General features: G+C 40.5%; 13 protein-coding genes and 1 pseudogene. 2 read left to right on the plus strand and 12 right to left on the minus strand.

Features of this window, described 5'->3' with window-relative positions:
* Positions 1–70: 70 nt before the first annotated feature.
* From ruvB to ABWO12_RS06830, 9 genes and pseudogenes are all read right to left on the minus strand, one after another.
* On the minus strand, positions 71–1093 hold the full coding sequence (ruvB, locus tag ABWO12_RS06790) for a Holliday junction branch migration DNA helicase RuvB (RefSeq protein WP_353088008.1): 1023 nt from the start codon (positions 1091–1093) through the stop codon (positions 71–73).
* 67 nt (positions 1094–1160) lie between these two features.
* Positions 1161–2957 (minus strand): cytochrome c oxidase subunit I, encoded by a 1797-nt coding sequence (locus ABWO12_RS06795; protein ID WP_353088009.1) that lies wholly within the window; start codon positions 2955–2957, stop codon positions 1161–1163.
* A gap of 29 nt (positions 2958–2986) precedes the next feature.
* Positions 2987–4156, minus strand: coding sequence for a cytochrome c oxidase subunit II (locus ABWO12_RS06800; protein WP_353088010.1), 1170 nt, complete (start codon positions 4154–4156; stop codon positions 2987–2989).
* 19 nt (positions 4157–4175) lie between these two features.
* Positions 4176–5699, minus strand: a complete 1524-nt coding sequence (locus tag ABWO12_RS06805; protein ID WP_353088011.1) for a quinol:cytochrome C oxidoreductase — start codon at positions 5697–5699, stop codon at positions 4176–4178.
* A 27-nt stretch (positions 5700–5726) separates the two neighbouring features.
* Positions 5727–6290, minus strand: a complete 564-nt coding sequence (locus tag ABWO12_RS06810) for a c-type cytochrome (RefSeq protein WP_353088020.1) — start codon at positions 6288–6290, stop codon at positions 5727–5729.
* 12 nt (positions 6291–6302) lie between these two features.
* Positions 6303–6821: pseudogene (locus ABWO12_RS06815) on the minus strand (DUF3341 domain-containing protein); the annotation flags it as partial.
* A gap of 8 nt (positions 6822–6829) precedes the next feature.
* On the minus strand, positions 6830–8242 hold the full coding sequence (gene nrfD, locus ABWO12_RS06820; protein WP_287784553.1) for an NrfD/PsrC family molybdoenzyme membrane anchor subunit: 1413 nt from the start codon (positions 8240–8242) through the stop codon (positions 6830–6832).
* 33 nt (positions 8243–8275) lie between these two features.
* A complete protein-coding gene (locus ABWO12_RS06825; RefSeq protein ID WP_353088012.1) occupies positions 8276–11329 on the minus strand; it encodes a TAT-variant-translocated molybdopterin oxidoreductase in 3054 nt (1017 codons plus the stop codon).
* Positions 11330–11360: 31 nt separating this feature from the next.
* Complete coding sequence (locus tag ABWO12_RS06830; protein WP_353088013.1) at positions 11361–12716, minus strand: c-type cytochrome; 1356 nt, start codon at positions 12714–12716, stop codon at positions 11361–11363.
* Between the two features lie 214 nt (positions 12717–12930).
* Here ABWO12_RS06830 and ABWO12_RS06835 point away from each other — a divergent pair, with 214 nt between their 5' ends.
* Positions 12931–13323, plus strand: coding sequence for an SPOR domain-containing protein (locus ABWO12_RS06835; RefSeq protein ID WP_353088014.1), 393 nt, complete (start codon positions 12931–12933; stop codon positions 13321–13323).
* Positions 13324–13365: 42 nt separating this feature from the next.
* Here the strand turns inward: ABWO12_RS06835 and infB are convergent, their stop codons facing one another.
* Genes infB through rimP form a run of 3 tightly spaced genes read right to left on the minus strand, consistent with a single transcriptional unit; the run spans position 13366 to position 17858 of the window.
* On the minus strand, positions 13366–16089 hold the full coding sequence (gene infB, locus ABWO12_RS06840; RefSeq protein ID WP_353088015.1) for a translation initiation factor IF-2: 2724 nt from the start codon (positions 16087–16089) through the stop codon (positions 13366–13368).
* Between the two features lie 45 nt (positions 16090–16134).
* Complete coding sequence (nusA, locus tag ABWO12_RS06845; protein WP_353088016.1) at positions 16135–17376, minus strand: transcription termination factor NusA; 1242 nt, start codon at positions 17374–17376, stop codon at positions 16135–16137.
* A gap of 14 nt (positions 17377–17390) precedes the next feature.
* Positions 17391–17858, minus strand: a complete 468-nt coding sequence (gene rimP, locus ABWO12_RS06850) for a ribosome assembly cofactor RimP (RefSeq protein WP_353088017.1) — start codon at positions 17856–17858, stop codon at positions 17391–17393.
* Positions 17859–18026: 168 nt separating this feature from the next.
* Here rimP and ABWO12_RS06855 point away from each other — a divergent pair.
* Positions 18027–18828: universal stress protein (locus ABWO12_RS06855; protein WP_353088018.1), on the plus strand; the 802-nt coding region annotated here is incomplete at its 3' end.

Consider the following 18828-nt stretch of genomic DNA (forward strand, 5'->3'; position numbering starts at 1 on the left):
CGTACTGCGGAAAGCCCGACCCCGAGAGAAAACGAGAATAGACGCAGGGAAATGAATTCGGGGGAATGCCCTAAAACAATTCACCCTGAGACGTTCCTTTAATTTTACCTAAGTGGCGATAGGCCTTTTCGGTTACTTCGCGACCACGTGGTGTGCGAATGATGAACCCTTCTTGAATTAAAAAAGGTTCGTAAACTTCTTCGATGGTTTCACCGTTTTCAGAAACGGCGGTGGCCAATGTGGAGAGTCCCACGGGACCGCCTTTGAATTTATCTATAATCGTGGTGAGAATCTTATTGTCCATTTCATCCAGACCGTGCGCATCGACATGCAAGGCTTGAAGGGAGTATTGGGCGATTTCAATATCGATTTTACCATTTCCTTTTATCTGAGCAAAATCGCGAACACGGCGTAAGAGTGCATTGGCGATACGGGGTGTTCCTCGGCTTCGTCCTGCAATTTCGATAGCCGCTTCCATGGAAATTGGTACGCCGAGAATGATGGCACTTCGCTGCACAATGGTTGTTAGGAGTTCGGTATTATAGTATTGTAAGCGCGATTGGATTCCGAAACGCGCCCGCATGGGTGCAGTGAGTAGTCCGCTCCGTGTGGTTGCACCTACAAGGGTAAAAGGGTTGAGATTGATTTGTAAGGAACGTGCATTGGGTCCTGTTTCGATCATGATATCGATTTTAAAATCTTCCATGGCCGAATACAAATACTCTTCCACTACGGGACTGAGCCGGTGAATTTCGTCGATAAAAAGCACATCGCGTTCTTCAAGATTTGTGAGGAGCCCCGCGAGATCTCCGGGTTTATCGAGAACGGGGCCTGATGTAATTTTTATCCCAACACCCAATTCATTGGCAAGTATATTGGCTAAGGTGGTTTTTCCCAATCCTGGGGGGCCGTGAAAAAGGGTATGATCGAGGGCTTCGTCGCGAAGATTGGCGGCTTTAACGAAAACTTTTAAATTCTCGAGTACTTGGTCTTGACCAGTAAAATCGTCAAACGACAAGGGTCTTAGCTTCTTTTCGAGGTCAATTTCTTCGGGGTTGTAGCCCTTATTGGTGGGATCTAAGTTTTCGTTCATAGCACAAATATAGCACAAGTTTGGAGGAATAAAAAAAGCCTTTCCGAAGAAAGGCTTTTGAGATATTTTAGTGATGAAGAACCTCTTCTCCGGGTTTCATCGGTACATTTTGAGGTACGAAATCTTCGTCATGCCCAGGCTTGCTGTAGTCATAAGGCCAACGGTGTACTTCTGGAATCTCACCTGGCCAGTTACCGTGCATATGTTCTACAGGCGCTGTCCACTCTAACGTGTTAGAACGCCATGGATTCTGTGGTGCTTTTTCACCAAAGAAAATAGAGCTAAAGAAGTTATAGATAAATACCAACTGGAAAGCTCCTCCGATTAAGGCAAACATCGTGATCACCACGTTTACATCTTGCATATCATCGAAGATAGGGAAGTTGGTGTTAGTATAGTAACGGCGTGGTAATCCGGCCATCCCGATAAAGTGCATAGGGAAAAATACTCCGTAGGCACAGATTGCAGTTACCCAGAAGTGAACATACCCTAAGTTTTTATTCAACATTCGACCGTACATTTTAGGGAACCAGTGGTAGATTCCAGCGAACATACCGTACAATGCCGAGATACCCATTACCAAGTGGAAGTGCGCTACTACGAAATAGGTATCGTGAACGTTGATGTCAAGCGTACTGTCTCCTAAGATGATACCCGTCAAACCACCTGTGATGAACGTAGATACTAATCCGATGGAGAACAACATCGCAGGGTTCATTTGTAAATTACCTTTCCAAATGGTGGTAATGTAGTTAAATGCTTTTACCGCAGATGGAATTGCAATCAACAAAGTGGTAAAAGTAAATACGGAACCAAGGAAGGGGTTCATTCCAGAAATAAACATGTGATGACCCCAAACGATAGTGGATAAGAATGCTATCGCTAAGATGGACATAATCATCGCACGGTATCCGAAGATTGGTTTACGCGCATTGGTAGCAATTACTTCAGAAGTAATTCCTAAAGCAGGTAATAAAATGATATATACTTCAGGGTGACCTAAGAACCAGAACAAGTGTTCGAACAATACAGGTGACCCCCCTTGATAATCTAATACTTCACCAGCAAGGTAAATATCGGATAGGAAGAAAGAAGTCCCGAAACTACGGTCCATGATCAACAACAAAGCAGCCGATAAAAGTACAGGGAAAGAAATAACCCCAATTACCGCTGTAATGAAGAAAGCCCAAATAGTTAACGGCATACGCGTCATACTCATCCCTTTGGTACGTAGGTTTAACACCGTTACAATATAGTTAAGAGAACCCAACAAAGAGGAAGCAATGAAAATAGCCATAGAAACTAACCAAAGCGTCATCCCTAGTCCTGAACCCGGAATGGCTTGCGGTAAGGCACTCAACGGTGGATAGATGGTCCATCCCGCTGAAGCAGGTCCTGACTCCACAAACAAAGAAACGACCATGATCACGCTGGAAAGGAAGAACAACCAATAGGAAACCATATTCAGGAAACCTGAGGCCATGTCACGCGCACCCAACTGCAATGGAATTAATAAATTACTGAACGTACCACTCAAAGCGGCCGTTAATACGAAGAATACCATGATTGTACCGTGAATGGTAATTAATGCTAAGTACGCTTCGTTGGTCATTACTCCATCGGGAGCCATACGCTCACCAAGGAAAAACTTGAATACTTTGAAGGACTCCTCCGGCCATGCTAATTGCATACGGAACAAAAGAGACATACCCACCCCGATAATCCCCATGATAATACCTGTAAGTAGGTATTGCTTGGAAATCATTTTATGGTCAATACTGAAGATATACTTTGTAATGAAAGTATCCTTGTGGTGGTGATCATGTGCATGATCATCAATGTGAAGGTCGTGTGCGTGACTCATATCCTAGTAATATAATTTTATCTTTTTACTTATTTTGCTTGCGCTACTACCGTAGTATCAGGTTTGGTAGCGGTTGTATCTGATGGTGTTGTCCCAGCAGCAGCGGCAGCATCTGCTTTAGCGGCATTTTTGACAGCTTGAACCAAAGTTGTTTTTTCTTTCAACCACTTTTGGTACTCTTGAGGTTCGTCTACTACCACTTTCATTTGCATGTTGTAGTGTGAAGAACCACAAATTTTGTTACATAGAAGTAAATAGTCAAAAGTATAAGGATCTAAACCTGTTTTCCCTTGCGCTTCTAATTCTTTACTTTTTTTGGTACGGATTGCATTAATGTTATCCACTTTTTCAATCATTTCGGGCGTATCACGCATTTCTTGTGTCGTCATGATTGGTATAAAGGCAAATTGCGTAACCATACCGGGCACACAGTTCATTTGTGCACGGAAGTGAGGCATGTACATGGAATGTAATACATCTTGCGAACGAATCTTAAAGATTACTTTTTTTCCTTTAGGGATGTGTAATTCTTCTGTGACGATATCATCTTGCGCATTGGGATCAGCTAAATCTACTCCTAGCGTATTTATCCCTTCGATTAAACGAACGTTAGCTTTTCCTAATACATTATCTTCACCAGCATAACGGGCAGTCCATTTAAATTGCTGTGCATAGACTTCAATTACAATAGGTTTTTCCTCTTTTTCATTGATAAACATGATGTCTGTCCATGCATACAAACCAAAGAAAATCAATACTGCCAATACGATAGCTGGAATAGCACTCCAAATAAATTCTAACTTATTATTGTCAGAGATATAAGCTGCTACCTGTCCTTTTTTACCAGAATACTTGTAGGCATAATAATGAAGCAAAGCTTGCGTCACTGTTTGCACGAAGAAAATCAAAAGCATGGAAATCCACATCAATTGATCAACCTCTACACCATGTTCAGATGCAGAATTACTCATTAATGGATAGGAACCATATTTTACGATACAGATAATGGTAATCAAATAAATGAAGGCCAAAAATCCGAACATTAAGTAACCATTGACTCTATTGTCGTTATCACCCGCAACTTGTGAGGATTCATCAGTGGACTTTTTACCAATTTGCGTTAAGGCAAAAATCTTGCTTAACTGCCACAAGGCTACGGATAATAAAACTAAAACAAGAACTACTAATAAAGCTGTCATTTGTTCTTTTCTTTAAATATTAATAATGAAAATGTTTACTTTCTTCCATGAATGGATTACGTTTTGGCGTAAGTGGTGCCTTGGTTAAAGCGTTAAACACAACCAAAATAAATAAGCCTAAGAAGAACAATACAGAACTGATTTCGGATACACCGATAAACCATTGGTCACCTACTGTAGCGGGCATAATCATATTGAAGAAATCAATATAATGACCGAATAAAATGACAACACCAGCTGTAACTACTATTGGAGCTACACGTTTGAAATCAGTATTGATTAATGTCAAGAACGGGAATACGAAATTTAATCCGACAGCGCCCCAGAATGGTAAGGTGTAATCGTTGATACGTGTTATGAAATAAGTAACCTCTTCAGGAATATTGGCATACCAAATTAACATGAATTGTGAGAACCATAAGTACGTCCAAAATACGCTAATCCCGAACATAAACTTAGATAAGTCGTGAATATGACTTGAATTTACATATTCTAAATATCCTTTTGATTTTAAATACAATGTAACCATTGAAATCGTAGTAATTCCACTTACAAAGAAACTCGCAAATACATACCAACCAAACAAAGTACTAAACCAATGTGGATCTAAGGACATAATCCAGTCCCAAGCCATAATCGACTCGGACACAATAAAGAACACTAAGAATGTAGCAGAAAGCTTGAAATTTTTCTTGTAGTAAGCGTCATCAGAAGCTTCATCTTGAGCCAAACAGTTTTTACGTGAGAAATAACGGTATAGGTTCCAACCCAACAAGAAAACAGCAGCGCGGATAATCCAAAAACCGAAATTCAAATAGCCAGACTTCCCTGCAATTAAGGCATCATAGTTTGGTGAACCTGGTTTGGTTACACCATCCTCCATCCAAGTGAACAAATGGTTCATGTGTAAACCTGAAGCTAATAATAATCCGAAGAAAATGATGGATCCTACGGGTAAATAAGCAGTTATACCTTGCATCACACGGAACAATACGGGAGACCAACCTGCTTGCGCTACTTGTTGAATAGCGTAGAAAGCTAAGGCTCCCATAGTCACTAATAAGAAAAAGATACATGCTACATATAAGGCAGCCCAAGGCTTATTTTGTAATTGATGCATCACATGCTCGATATGTTCTTTGTGGGCTACCGCCGGGTCGATATGTTTCTCTTTCTTAGGCACTACGGATAGCGTTTTTTTAGCAGTTTCAGGAGCTACAGGCTGCGCGATAGAATCTGTTGCCGCTACATGCGTTGTATCTTTTGAAACGGCATGAGCATCCTCTGTTTTGTGAGTTGCTTCATGATGCGCATCTGTTTTTGCTGCGTGAGCCTCATGGGTAGGGGTTGCATGGGTATCGTGAGAAGTAGCAGTGGCATGACCACCGTGTTCGCCATGACCCTCATGATGAGCCGCAGCAACAATTTTCTCAACATCTTCTATAGTTTTCGGAGTAGATAAAAACCCATATACGATACCTACCAATCCTAATGCAATTAGAATGAAGGCCGAGGTTTTTAATCTTTGTGAAAATGTGTACATATCTATATTAATCTGATAATTCTACAATTATAATTTGCTCTTCAATTGCATCACATAATGCGATACCATCCAACGTTCTTCACGGTTCAACTGATTGGCATACGATCCCATGGAGTTCAAACCGTACATCAAAACGTGATTCACGCTTCCTTCTGTGACTTGGCGATCCTTGTAATTAGGTACCCCTAGGTATTTCCCTTGCGTAACCAATTTTCCTTTACCGTCCCCAGCAGTTCCATGACAAATAGCGCAGTAAATTACATACAATTCTTCTGCTTTTTTCATGTCGATTTTGTCTGCTGGAAAAGGGTTAACTACTGCTTTAGAAGCTTCGTACCCTTGCGTTGAATTCGGTAATTCATAAGGAACATGACCTCTTTTGATGGTACCATCGGGTGGAATCTGTCCTTCTTTTCCGTTTTCACTTTTCGCATTTACTGAATTGAAAGCATCCGACTCAGCATAAGTTTCATAAGCCACCGATTCGTACATGTTGGGCATGTATTGGTAGTTCGGTGATTTATCGTCTTTACAAGCTGTGAATAAAGCTACAGCTCCAAACATCATGGCTATTTTTAAACTATTCTTCATGGTCTTAATGCTTTCAATAACTTTAACTTCTACAGCACCTGTATTTTTGAAGAAAGCCACCATTGCTTCTTCATCACCAGAAACCGAAACTTCCATTAAAAAGTGATCGTCTGTAGTACGTACATCTGGATTTTCTGCTTTTTTGAAAGGCCATAAACGACTTCTCATATAAAAAGTAATTACCATCAAGTGAGCGGCAAAAAATACCGTCATTTCAAACATTACAGGAACAAAAGCCGGCATGTTTTGAAGGTAAGTGAAACTTGGTTTTCCACCGATATCTTGGGGCCAATCATTAATCATGATATTCCACATCATCCAAGTGGCTACTGAAATACCAATACATCCATAAATGAAAGCGCAAATCGCTAAACGTGTGGGCGCTAATCCCATCGCTTTATCCAAACCGTGCACCGGAAATGGAGTAAATACTTCTTCAATATGATGATGTGCTTTACGGGTTTGCTTTACAGCATCCATCAATACATCGTCATCGTTATATAGTGCGTGAATAACTTTTGTACTGCTCATGACGTTTATTAATGATTATCTGAATGATGATTATGTCCTTCTTTTTCACGGGCTCTCTTGTAATTGTCACCGGAAGACTTCAAAATTGTTTTCACCTCTGCTTGGGCAATCACAGGGAAAGAACGAGCATACAATAAGAACAATACAAAGAAGAATCCGATAGTTCCAATATATATACCGATATCAACAAAAGTCGGTGAAAATTTCGTCCAAGAAGAAGGTAAGTAGTCGCGGTGTAATGAAGTTACAATAATTACGAAACGCTCAAACCACATCCCAATATTTACGACAATTGAAATAATGAAAGAGAACATGATGCTTGTACGTAATTTTTTAAACCACATGAACTGAGGTGAAAATACGTTACACGTCATCATCAACCAATACGACCAAGCATAAGGACCGGTTGCACGGTTTAGGAAAGCATATTGCTCATACTCAACCCCTGAATACCAAGCTACAAATAACTCGGTAATGTAGGCTACCCCTACAATTGAACCCGTAATCATGATAATGATGTTCATCAATTCAATGTGTTGTAAGGTAATGTAAGCTTCTAAATTAGACACTTTACGCATTACAATCAAAAGCGTGTTTACCATCGCAAATCCTGAGAATACCGCACCTGCAACGAAGTACGGAGGGAAAATTGTGGTATGCCATCCAGGAACAACAGAGGTAGCAAAGTCAAACGATACGATGGTATGTACTGAAAGTACCAAAGGAGTTGCTAAACCGGCTAGTACTAAAGAAACTTCTTCAAAACGTTGCCAATCTTTAGCGCGACCACTCCAACCAAAACTCAAAATAGAATATACACGTTTTGAAAAAGGAGTTACTGCACGGTCACGAAGCATCGCAAAGTCAGGCAATAAACCTGTCCACCAAAACACCAAAGAAACGGAAAGATAGGTTGAAATCGCAAATACGTCCCATAAAAGTGGGGAGTTGAAATTCACCCACAAAGAACCAAATTGGTTAGGTATAGGCAATACCCAGTAAGCTAACCAAGGTCTACCCATGTGAATAATTGGGAATAAACCTGCTTGAACTACTGAGAAAATGGTCATTGCTTCTGCAGAACGGTTAATCGCCATTCTCCAACGTTGACGGAAAAGTAAAAGTACAGCGGAAATTAAGGTTCCTGCGTGACCAATACCTACCCACCAAACGAAGTTGGTAATATCCCAAGCCCAACCTACTGTTTTGTTGAGACCCCAGGTTCCGATACCAGTAGAGATGGTATAGATGATACAGCCTATTCCCCAAAGGAAAGCGGCCAAAGCGATTGAAAAAACGGTCCACCATTGTTTGTTGGCTCTTCCTTCTACAGGAGCAGCAACATCAACAGTTACATCGTGATAAGTTTTATCACCTATAACTAATGGCTTTCTAATGGGTGCTTCGTAATGAGACGACATAATCCTATATAGTGTTTCTTATTAATTTATTAATTAAGTATTTCTAACTTTTACGTGGTAGAATACATTAGGTTTCGTACCCACATGCTCCAACAAGTGGTACATACGGTTGCTTTCTGCCAATTGAGCTACTTCGCTTTCCTTGTTGTTAACATCACCAAACACCATAGCACCAGTGCTACAAGCTGCCGAACAAGCAGTCTCAAATTCGTTAGCCTCCACAGGTCTTCCTTCACGTTTTGCCGTTAAAATGGTCAACTGTGTTTTCTGAATACACATCGAACATTTTTCCATAACCCCACGTGAACGAACATTCACATCTGGATTCACCACCATACGGCCTAAATCATCATTCATGTGGAAATTAAATTCATCGTTATGGTTATATAGGAACCAGTTGAAACGACGCACTTTATAAGGACAGTTGTTGGCACAATAACGGGTACCTACACAACGGTTGTATGCCATTTGGTTTTGACCTTGAAGACCGTGAGAAGTAGCAGCTACTGGACAAACAGTTTCACAAGGCGCGTGGTTACAGTGTTGACACATAATGGGTTGGAATACTACTTGAGGATTCTCTGCGGGATTTTCCATTTGACCAAATCCACCCAACGAACCTTTGTCTCCGAATAATCCATCAAAATCTTTTTTCTTCGCCACATCATCAGCAAAGGTTTCTTCTGACGAATAGTAGCGGTCAATACGCAACCAGTGCATATCACGGCTTCTTCTTACCTCTGACTTACCAACAACTGGAACATTATTTTCAGCATGACATGCAATTACACACGCTCCGCAACCTGTACAGCTGTTTAAGTCAATCGATAAATTGAAGTGGTGACCAATTGAACGGTCGAAGGATTCCCATAAATCTACTTTTGTAGCTTCAACTTCTTTGTGATCCAACGAAACCACTGGAACAGGATTCCAAATTTCAGCATCTTTCGTATTGAAAATCTCTAAAGTTGTTTCTTTAACGATATCACCGCGACCCATTAAGGTTTTGTGCGACTGAACACAAGCAAATTCATGTTCCCCTGATTCAGGAGTAATTTCTACAGACTGAACATCATTAAAGTTTTTGTATAAAGTATAGGCGTTAACCCCTACTTGCATTTCTTCTTTTAAAGCAGCTTTACGTCCGTAACCAAACGCCAAACCTACTGTTCCCTTGGCTTGACCGGGTTGTACGATAACTGGAACATTTTTGAGTGTTGTTCCATTTACGGTTAACGTCACATAACTACCATTTAACCCTCCGTTGGCAACAATATTGTTACCTACTTTAAATGCGTCAGCATCGGCTTGCGAAAGCGTTAGATAGTTATCCCAAGATACTCGTGTTATAGGATCAGGAAACTCTTGCAACCATGGGTTATTGGCTTGTTGACCGTCACCCATACCTGTTTTTGAATACAACACCAACTCGAATTTAGCGCCTTTTGATGCGGCCAAAGCAGATGCAGCAGCAGCATAATCAGCGGTTCCACCAGCTAAAACACCTCCACCATAAACCGTAAGACCATCGTGTAGGGCTTGGTTCCAAGTTGAACTTCCTAAGAATCCAGCAGCACCTGCTTTGATATAATCGTAGTAGGTACCCGCAACACCGTTCCAAGTCATTAAAGCTTCTTGGAATTGTTTCGTATTGAATAAAGGACGAATCGTAGGCTGGGTTAAAGAATAGGAACCTTTTGTCAACACGTGATCATTCCATGATTCTAAATAGTGAGGAGCCGCCGCAGCAATAGTTGATTTTAAAGCCGTTTCGTCCTCTCGTTGAGTGAAACTTACAGAAAGTTTTACTTTACCTAAAGCATTAGCAAAAGCTTCACCATCAGCAAGAGTATATACTGGATTCACACCACTCATGATTAAGGTGTGAACAGCTCCAGCAGCCATATCTTTTAGCAATTGGGCCACTTGTGCGTTATTTCCTTTGCGAACGTAACGAACTCCTGCTTGAGCCAACGCTTCACTTTTTAATACTTGGTTAATCGCAAATACTAAAAGTTGTGCATTTTTATCATGAATACCAGAAACTAAAAGTCCTTTGGAACCTGCTTGTTTCAATTGCTCAGCAGCTTTAGCAATGACAGCATCGTGGGCTGTTTTTGCCGTTCCTATAGAAGAACCAGTTATAGCATTATAAATTTTTACTAAAGCTAATTTTTGATCAGCGATTGTCATAGGAACACGCTTGTCGGCAGCTGCTCCCGACAATGTCATGTTGGCTTCAAATTGGAAATGTTTAGACATCTTACCATTTTGAGGCACACGTCCTTGTGCATAGCTACTATCGTGTCCGCCACCTTGCCAATCGCCAAGGAAGTCAGCACCAATTGATACAATCATGGCCGCTTTTGAAAAGTCATAATCTGCAAGTCCACGCTCTCCATATACGGTTTCGAAAGCATCCAAAGCTGCAGACTCAGAAATAGCGTCATACACTACATGCTTAGCCGTTGGATTTTTCGCTATAAAATCGGCAATCAAACGCTCTGTAGACGGACTTGCTAAAGTAGATGTCAACAATACAACTTGTTTTCCAGAGGCTTTTGCTTCCGCCAAAGAGGCTTTAACGCGTGCATTCACATCCGACCAAGAAGCATTCTTCCCTTCTATTTTCGGATTTTGCAAACGCAAACTATCGTACAAAGACAATACAGAGGCATGCGCTCGAGCGTTGGCAGCAAACTTGGCTCCTGTCAAACGGTTGTTTTCAACTTTAATAGGTCGACCCTCACGTGTTTTGATCAATAGGTTGGCAAAATCAAAACCATCAAACATAGTCGTAGCATAGTAATCCGCTACACCAGGAATGATTGTCTCTGGCTGAACTACATAAGGAATTGATTTATGCACAGGCCCTTCACACGCTGCTAAAGTAGCTGCAGCGGTGGAAAAACCAACATATTTTAAGAAATCACGACGGGAAGTTGATGAAGAAGATAAAGATTCGTCGGCTAAAAAAGCATCGGTTGGAATTTCTTCCACGAATTCATTATTTCTAAGCGTCTCAACAATAGAACTATTTTCGTTTAGTTCTTCAACACTTTTCCAGTATTTTTTGTTAGATGACATCGTATATAAATATTAGCTTCTTAATAATTGATTAATAGTGACACTTACCACATTCCAAACCACCCATATCAGCGATAGTTAGCTTCTCTTTTCCATATTTTTTGGAAAGTTCAGCATGGATTTTCTCATAGTAAGCGTTGCCTTCCATTTTCACCTCAGTCTCACGGTGACAGTTGATACACCAGCCCATGGTCAATGGCGCAAATTGCTTCTGAATCTCGTAAGTTTCTACAGGACCGTGACATTTTTGACATTCGATCCCCGCTACAGTAACGTGCTGTGAGTGATTGAAATAAGCAAAGTCAGGTAAATTGTGGATACGAACCCATTTTACAGGTTTCGTTTTCCCAGTGTACGATTGGGTCGATTTATCCCAACCCACAGCATCATATAATTTTTGAATTTGAGCATCATAGAATGCTTTAGAATATTCTGCAGTAGCAGTAGTGTCTGATACTTCAGAAATATTCTTGTGGCAGTTCATACAAATATTTAATGAAGGAATACCTCCGTTTTTACTTACACGGGCTGCCGAGTGACAATATTTACAATCGATTCCATTGCTTCCCGCGTGAATACGGTGCGAATAGTGAATCGGTTGAATTGGAGCATAGTCTTGGTCTACACCAATTTGCATTAAATATCCGTATGCAAAGTAACCACTGGCTAACAATAAAAATATCGAAGTAACCAAAACTAAGAATTGGTTTTGTGCAAAAGCTTTCCAAATAGAAAGGGGATTTGTAGTTCTTACGGGAATTTCAACGCCGTTAGATTTTGCAATTTTGGTTAAAACATTATTGACCAACAACAACATAACGACCAACATCAACATCACTAAAGCCAAAGCACCTAAAATCAATTCATTCGATATACCTCCTTCTGCACCACCGCCTCCTTGGCCTGCTGGACCTACAGCACCCGCTGCTGGAGCTTCTGGTTTTGGTTCAGAGGTATAAGCTAAAATATTGTCTATGTCAGCATCGGTCAATTGTGGGAAAGGGGTCATTACTTTTTTGCCGTTTTCTTCAAAAACCTTCACAGCTTTAGCATCGCCAGAAGCAATCAAAGCTGAACTGTTTTTGATCCACTTGTACAACCATGCTTTATCGTACTTGTTAGCTACCCCACGAAGTGCAGGACCCGTCATTGGCTTATCTAAATTGTGACAAGCAGCACAATTGGTGTTAAATAATTCCTTCCCTTTGGCCACATCACCACCTGCTGAAGCTGCTGGAGCTACTGGAGCCGCTGCCGCAGCGGGGGCTGCTGGTGGAGCCGCTGTAGCTGGATCTTGAGCGAAAGTAGAGAGTGAAAACGTTAGCAGTAATGCTAACCCGAAAGAATACATTTTTGAAATCGAATTATGGTTACCCACTTTTTTCATATTATTAATGATTATCGACGTTTTGGCATAGTTTTTTGAAGGTATTTCAAGAGGAAACTACACATTTTTTTAAAAACTTGAGCAAAAATACGATTTATGCACTATTATCAAAACCCAAAAAGAATGTAAAACAACAATTTATAACAATTCTAAATAGTAAAATTTTAGCATAAATAAAAGGATACTCTTACATTTGTATATAAATCAAAAGATTATGAAAATAAGACTTCAAAAACCTGAGAAAAAGCGGCTTTTTTTGGGATTGTTTTTTTTAAATTTTAACATCCTTTTTAGCCAACAAGTTACCGTTGAGCAAGACCCTAAATTTGAACAATTACTGGCTGAAAAAAGAAAAATAAACGCAGCGATTACGGTGAATAATCGCTATAAAATTCAACTGTTTAGTGGCGCCAGTGAAGATGCAAAAAAAATGTTGGCCTTGTTTCGCAAAGACAACAAACAATACGATGCTACCATCGTTTTTAGCACCCCCATTTATAAGGTTTGGGTAGGAAATTTTAAAAGCCGAATTGAAGCGGAAAGAAATCTCATTCTACTTAAAAAAAAATATCCCAACGCCTTAGTCGTAAAACCCAATAGAGCATAAAAAAGCGGTTCAAATGAACCGCTTTTTTTATCTAATTGCCTTTTATTTCAATTTTTTACGGACCTCAACTTCATGGTAGGCTTCGATGATATCATTGATTTGTATGTCGTTATAGTTCTTGATTTGAATACCACAATCGTACCCTTTGGACACTTCTTTTACGTCATCTTTAAATCGTTTTAATGCAGTAAGTTCGCCTGTAAATATTACGACCCCCTCGCGAATTAAACGAATACGGGAGTTGCGGAATATTTTACCATCAGTGACCATACATCCTGCAATAGTCCCCACTTTCGATATTTTGAACGTTTCGCGAATTTCTGCATTCCCCGTGACTTCTTCTTTCATCTCAGGCGATAACATACCTTCCATCGCATCTTTCAAATCATCGATTGCATCGTAAATAATCGAATAATTACGGATATCAATCTCTTCTTTTTCCGCCAACTGTTTGGCAGCTCCAGCGGGACGGACATTAAATCCGATGATGATCGCATCAGAAGCTGAGGCTAACATAACATCCGATTCTGTGATCGCTCCTACTCCTTTGTGTATGATATTGATTTGAATTTCCTCTGTTGATAATTTTGAGAACGAATCGGATAATGCTTCTACTGAACCATCCACGTCTCCTTTCAAAATCACGTTTAATTCTTTAAACTGACCTAATGCAATACGGCGTCCGATTTCGGCCAACGTAATATGCTTTTGCGTACGAACCGATTGTTCGCGTAAAAGTTGGGTTCTCTTGGCTGCAATTTGCTTCGCTTCGCGTTCATCTTCAAATACATTGAATTTATCTCCCGCGGTAGGAGCACCATCCAAACCTAAAATAGAAACAGGTGTGGATGGACCTGCCACTTTAATACTGTGACCGCGCTCATCGTACATCGCTTTTACTTTTCCATGGTTTTTACCGGCTAATACATAATCGCCAACACTTAAGGTTCCTGCTTGTACCAAAATGGTTGTTACATATCCACGACCTTTATCTAATTGGGCTTCCACAACGGTACCAATTGCTGGTTTGTTGGGATTGGCTTTTAAATCTAAAATTTCAGCTTCTAAAAGCACTTTTTCCAACAATTCATTAACCCCTTGACCAAATTTTGCTGAAATTTCATGGGATTGGTATTTCCCACCCCAATCTTCTACCAACAAGTTCATTTGCGCCAATTGTTCTTTAATGCGTTCGGGATTGGCAGCAGGCTTATCTACCTTATTTATGGCAAAAATCATGGGAACCCCCGCTGCTTGGGCGTGACTGATTGCCTCCTTCGTTTGGGGCATGATATCGTCATCGGCAGCACACACAATAATGGCGACGTCGGTGACTTGAGCTCCTCGGGCACGCATAGCGGTAAAGGCCTCGTGACCGGGTGTATCTAAAAATGTAATTCGTTTTCCATTTTCTAAGGTTACCGAATAAGCCCCAATATGTTGGGTAATTCCTCCGGATTCTCCTGCAATAACATTGGTTTTACGAATATTATCCAACAACGAAGTTTTCCCGTGATCAACGTGACCCATCACCGTAACTATAGGGGCTCGGGATTTCAAATCTTCTTCGCGGTCCTCTACCACTTTGATCGTTTCTTCAATTTCGGTAGAGATAAATTCCACTTCAAATCCGAATTCATCCGCCACAATAGTCAACGTTTCTGCATCAAGACGTTGGTTCATGGTCACCATGATTCCCAAAGACATACAGGTTCCAATTACTTTTGTAATCGGCACATCCATCATACTAGCAATCTCGCCTACCGTTACAAACTCGGTTACTTTAAGGATTTTACTTCCTTCCTCCAACGCTTGTAATTCGTCTTCATTTCGTTGACGGTGGGTGTCGCGTTTTTCACGCCGGTATTTCGCTGCTTTTGATTTATTACCTTTACCTTGAAGACGCTCCAAGGTTTCTTTAATTTGATTTTTAACTTCTTCCTCCGTAGGTTCTACTTTTTGAACAACGGCAGGTCGATTGCCTCCTTTTTGGAACCCAGGTTTGTTACCAAACTTCGAATTACCTCCTTTATTAGCATTCCCTCCCGCATTGGGATTTCCTCCTCCAGGACGAGCGTCAGGTTTGGCTTGAATACGTTTGCGTTTGTTTTTGCCTTCCCCTTCTTTGGCACCCTCTTCTTTCTTCTTTTTGGGCTTTTCAAATTTGGTCAAGTCTATTTTCTCACCTGCTACAACAGGGCCTGTCAATTTCGTGTAAATAGTTTTATACGTATCGTCTTGACCTTCAACTGATATTGGCGCTTGCGCTGTTTCCTTTGGTTTACCCAAGTTAGGCTGTTCCTTTACTTCGGGGGCAACCTCAGTCGTATTTTCAAGCTCTTTAGAAACTGAAACGGACACTGGTATCGGAGTTGATGCGAGTTCAGAGTCTGGTAGCGTTTTTTGATCTAAATCAATTTTTCCTACGGGTTTTGGCCCTGTGACTAGAGCTTTAGCCTTAATTACTTCTTGTCGCTGACGTTCTTCTTCTTGGCGTTTTTTCTCTTCCAATTCACGCTCACGTTCTAAACGCAGCGCTTCTTTTTCTTTGCGAATTTCTTCGCTAACGCCTTTGGATGCTTCTTTGTTTCCACGATCCCCTGCAAATTGATTTTGAAGAATATCAAATTCATCTGCAGAAATTTTGGCATTTGGATTCGAATCAATGGAGATTCCTTTTTCTTTAAGGAAGTCCACGGCACGGTCCAGAGAAATATTTAATTCCCGTAAAACTTTGTTAATTCGTATATTTCTTTCGTCAGACATATAGTGTGATTAAGTTCTGTATTCTTTTGTAAATGTAGGCATTATTTAGTCTTCAAACTCTTCTTTCAGAATACGCATCACTTCAAGGATGGTTTCTTCTTCTAGATCGGTTCTTCGGGCTAAATCGGCTACATCTTGTTTGAGTATGCTTTTGGCCGTATCCAATCCGATTTTGGCAAACTCATCGATAATCCACCCATCGATTTCATCTGAAAATTCGGTTAATTCAACATCATCATCTTCGGTTGCGCTTCCTTCGCGAATGACATCCAATTCAAAACCTGTCAACAAACTAGCCAATTTAATATTTTGTCCTCCACGACCGATCGCTTTGGAAACTTCTTCTAATTTTAAGAAAACTTCTGCCGACTTACGTGCTTCGTCCAACTTTATGGAAGACACTTTGGCAGGACTCAACGCTCTTGAAATCAGCAAAGAAGGGTTGGCTGTAAAGTTAATTACGTCAATATTTTCGTTGCCTAACTCACGAACAATACCGTGTATACGAGACCCTTTCATCCCTACACAAGCTCCTACTGGGTCAATGCGATCATCGTAGGAATCAACCGCTACTTTGGCTTTCTCTCCAGGGATACGCACCACTTTTTTAATCATAATCAAGCCATCGAACACCTCTGGAATTTCTTGTTCAAACAATTTTTCCAAAAACTTTTCAGAAGTACGCGACATTACAATTTGTGGCTTATTGCCTTTCAGCTCCACACTTTCGATAATTCCTTTTACATTATCGCCTTTGCGGAAAAAGTCGGAAGGAATTTGTTTTTCTTTAGGCAATACAATTTCGTTACCATCATCATCCACCAAAATAACCACTTTGGGACGCACATGGTGTACCTCAGCCGTATAAATTTCACCGATAATATCTTTAAACTGCTTGTACAAGTTGGTATTATCGTGCTCGTGGATTTTTGAAATTAAATTTTGACGTAATGCCAAAATCGCACGACGGCCTAAGTCAATCAACTTCACTTCTTCCGAAACGTCTTCACCGACTTCAAAATCGGGTTCAATCTTGCGGGCTTCCGAAAGAGAAATCTGTGAGTTAGAATCTTCAACATCGCCATCGGCAACAACTACGCGATTTCTCCAGATTTCCATATCCCCTTTGTCGGGGTTGATAATGATGTCAAAATTGTCATCAGAACCATATTTCTTTTTCAAAGCGTTACGAAAAACATCCTCAAGGATGGCCATTAAGGTAACACGATCGATTAATTTGTCATCTTTAAACTCAGAAAATGATTCTATTAATGCAAGATTTTCCATTATATAATGATTTATTAGAATTTTATTGTAACCACTGCTTCTTTGATTTGGGCGTAGGAAATCTCCATTACTTTTTGGACTGTTTCCTTCCCTTTTCCAATTTTTTTCGGCTCACGGGCTTCCCAGGAAAGTGTAATTTTCTCTTCATCTGCCGCCGCTAAAACCGCTTCAATCACTGTGCCTTCCGTTGTTTTTACAATCAACCAGCGTCCCACGTTGTTTTGGTATTGACGCACCAACTTTAATGGCGATCCCACACCGGCCGACGCAACATCCAATGAAAAGTCGACTTCTTCCCGATCCAAATGATGTTCAATGGCGCGACTGATATCCATACAGTCTTGTAAGGTCACTCCATTATCCCCGTCCAAAGTTACACTAATTTTGTAACTATCTGAAATCGAAACATCTATTAAAAACAAGTGTGGCTTCTCGGCCAGCCCTTGCTCCAACAACTGCATTACTTTTTCTTTGAAGGTCATCTTTTGTTATAAAAAGAGGGAAGCAGTGCTTCCCTCATTACGCATCATTCTTTAAACAACGGTGCAAATATAGGTTTTTTTTATTTTAAAAAAACAGCAAGGGTTGATATTTTTTTTGTACTTTTATACAAGCAAATAAATAAACAAAAACCATAATATTACCTAACAATGAAAAAAATTCTTATCCCAACGGATTTTTCTGAACACGCCGAATACGCCTTAAAAGTTGCTGCTCAAATCGCCCGCAAAAACAATGGTGAAATCATTTTATTACACATGTTGGAATTGCCACACGAAGGAAGCGATGCAATTAGCAAAGGTCACGACATTCCCGAATTAATGTTTTTCAAAAATGCCGCAATTAACAAGCTTGAAGAAATCATGGACTCTCCCTATTTGGACGGAATCAATGTTTCGGAAGTAATCCAGTTTGAATTGGCTTTTGAAGGCATTTTAAATATCAGCCGTTTAAACAATGTAGACTTAATTGTAATGGGTTCCCATGGCGCGAGCGGCTACAAAGAAATGTTTATCGGTTCCAATGCGGAAAAAGTGGTGCGCAATGCCGAAGTACCCGTGTTGATTATTAAAAAGGATATGGGAGAATTCAATGTTGACAAGTTCGTTTTCGCCTCAGACTTCTCTGAAGAAACCCGTCAACCTTTTACCAAAGCCGTAGAGTTTGCCAACAAGTTTGGCGCCACACTCCACTTGGTAATGATCAATACGCCCAACAACTTTAAGTCAACTTCCACCGCACAAGGTATCATTGATGGGTTTGTCCGTAATTTCCAAATCAACAATTACGTTACTCACATCTACAACGAAACCAATGTGGAAAAAGGAATTTTGAACTTTGCCAATAGCATTGATGCTGATCTTATCGGAATGAGCACACACGGCCGAAAAGGATTGGCGCACTTCTTTAACGGAAGTATTAGTGAAGATCTCGTCAACCACGCCCAACGCC

The organism is Flavobacterium sp. (assembly GCF_040379285.1).
Classification (GTDB): domain Bacteria; phylum Bacteroidota; class Bacteroidia; order Flavobacteriales; family Flavobacteriaceae; genus Flavobacterium.

Bases quoted from the DNA above. Each gene is read 5' to 3' on its own strand.
- ruvB (WP_353088008.1), bottom strand. From the start codon at position 1,093: ATGAACGAAAACTTAGATCCCACCAATAAGGGCTACAACCCCGAAGAA.
- ABWO12_RS06825 (WP_353088012.1), bottom strand. From the start codon at position 11,329: ATGTCATCTAACAAAAAATACTGGAAAAGTGTTGAAGAACTAAACGAA.
- rimP (WP_353088017.1), bottom strand. From the start codon at position 17,858: ATGACCTTCAAAGAAAAAGTAATGCAGTTGTTGGAGCAAGGGCTGGCC.
- ABWO12_RS06795 (WP_353088009.1), bottom strand. From the start codon at position 2,957: ATGAGTCACGCACACGACCTTCACATTGATGATCATGCACATGATCAC.
- ABWO12_RS06800 (WP_353088010.1), bottom strand. From the start codon at position 4,156: ATGACAGCTTTATTAGTAGTTCTTGTTTTAGTTTTATTATCCGTAGCC.
- nusA (WP_353088016.1), bottom strand. From the start codon at position 17,376: ATGGAAAATCTTGCATTAATAGAATCATTTTCTGAGTTTAAAGATGAC.
- ABWO12_RS06810 (WP_353088020.1), bottom strand. From the start codon at position 6,290: ATGAAGAATAGTTTAAAAATAGCCATGATGTTTGGAGCTGTAGCTTTA.
- ABWO12_RS06805 (WP_353088011.1), bottom strand. From the start codon at position 5,699: ATGTACACATTTTCACAAAGATTAAAAACCTCGGCCTTCATTCTAATT.
- nrfD (WP_287784553.1), bottom strand. From the start codon at position 8,242: ATGTCGTCTCATTACGAAGCACCCATTAGAAAGCCATTAGTTATAGGT.
- infB (WP_353088015.1), bottom strand. From the start codon at position 16,089: ATGTCTGACGAAAGAAATATACGAATTAACAAAGTTTTACGGGAATTA.
- ABWO12_RS06830 (WP_353088013.1), bottom strand. From the start codon at position 12,716: ATGAAAAAAGTGGGTAACCATAATTCGATTTCAAAAATGTATTCTTTC.
- ABWO12_RS06835 (WP_353088014.1), top strand. From the start codon at position 12,931: ATGAAAATAAGACTTCAAAAACCTGAGAAAAAGCGGCTTTTTTTGGGA.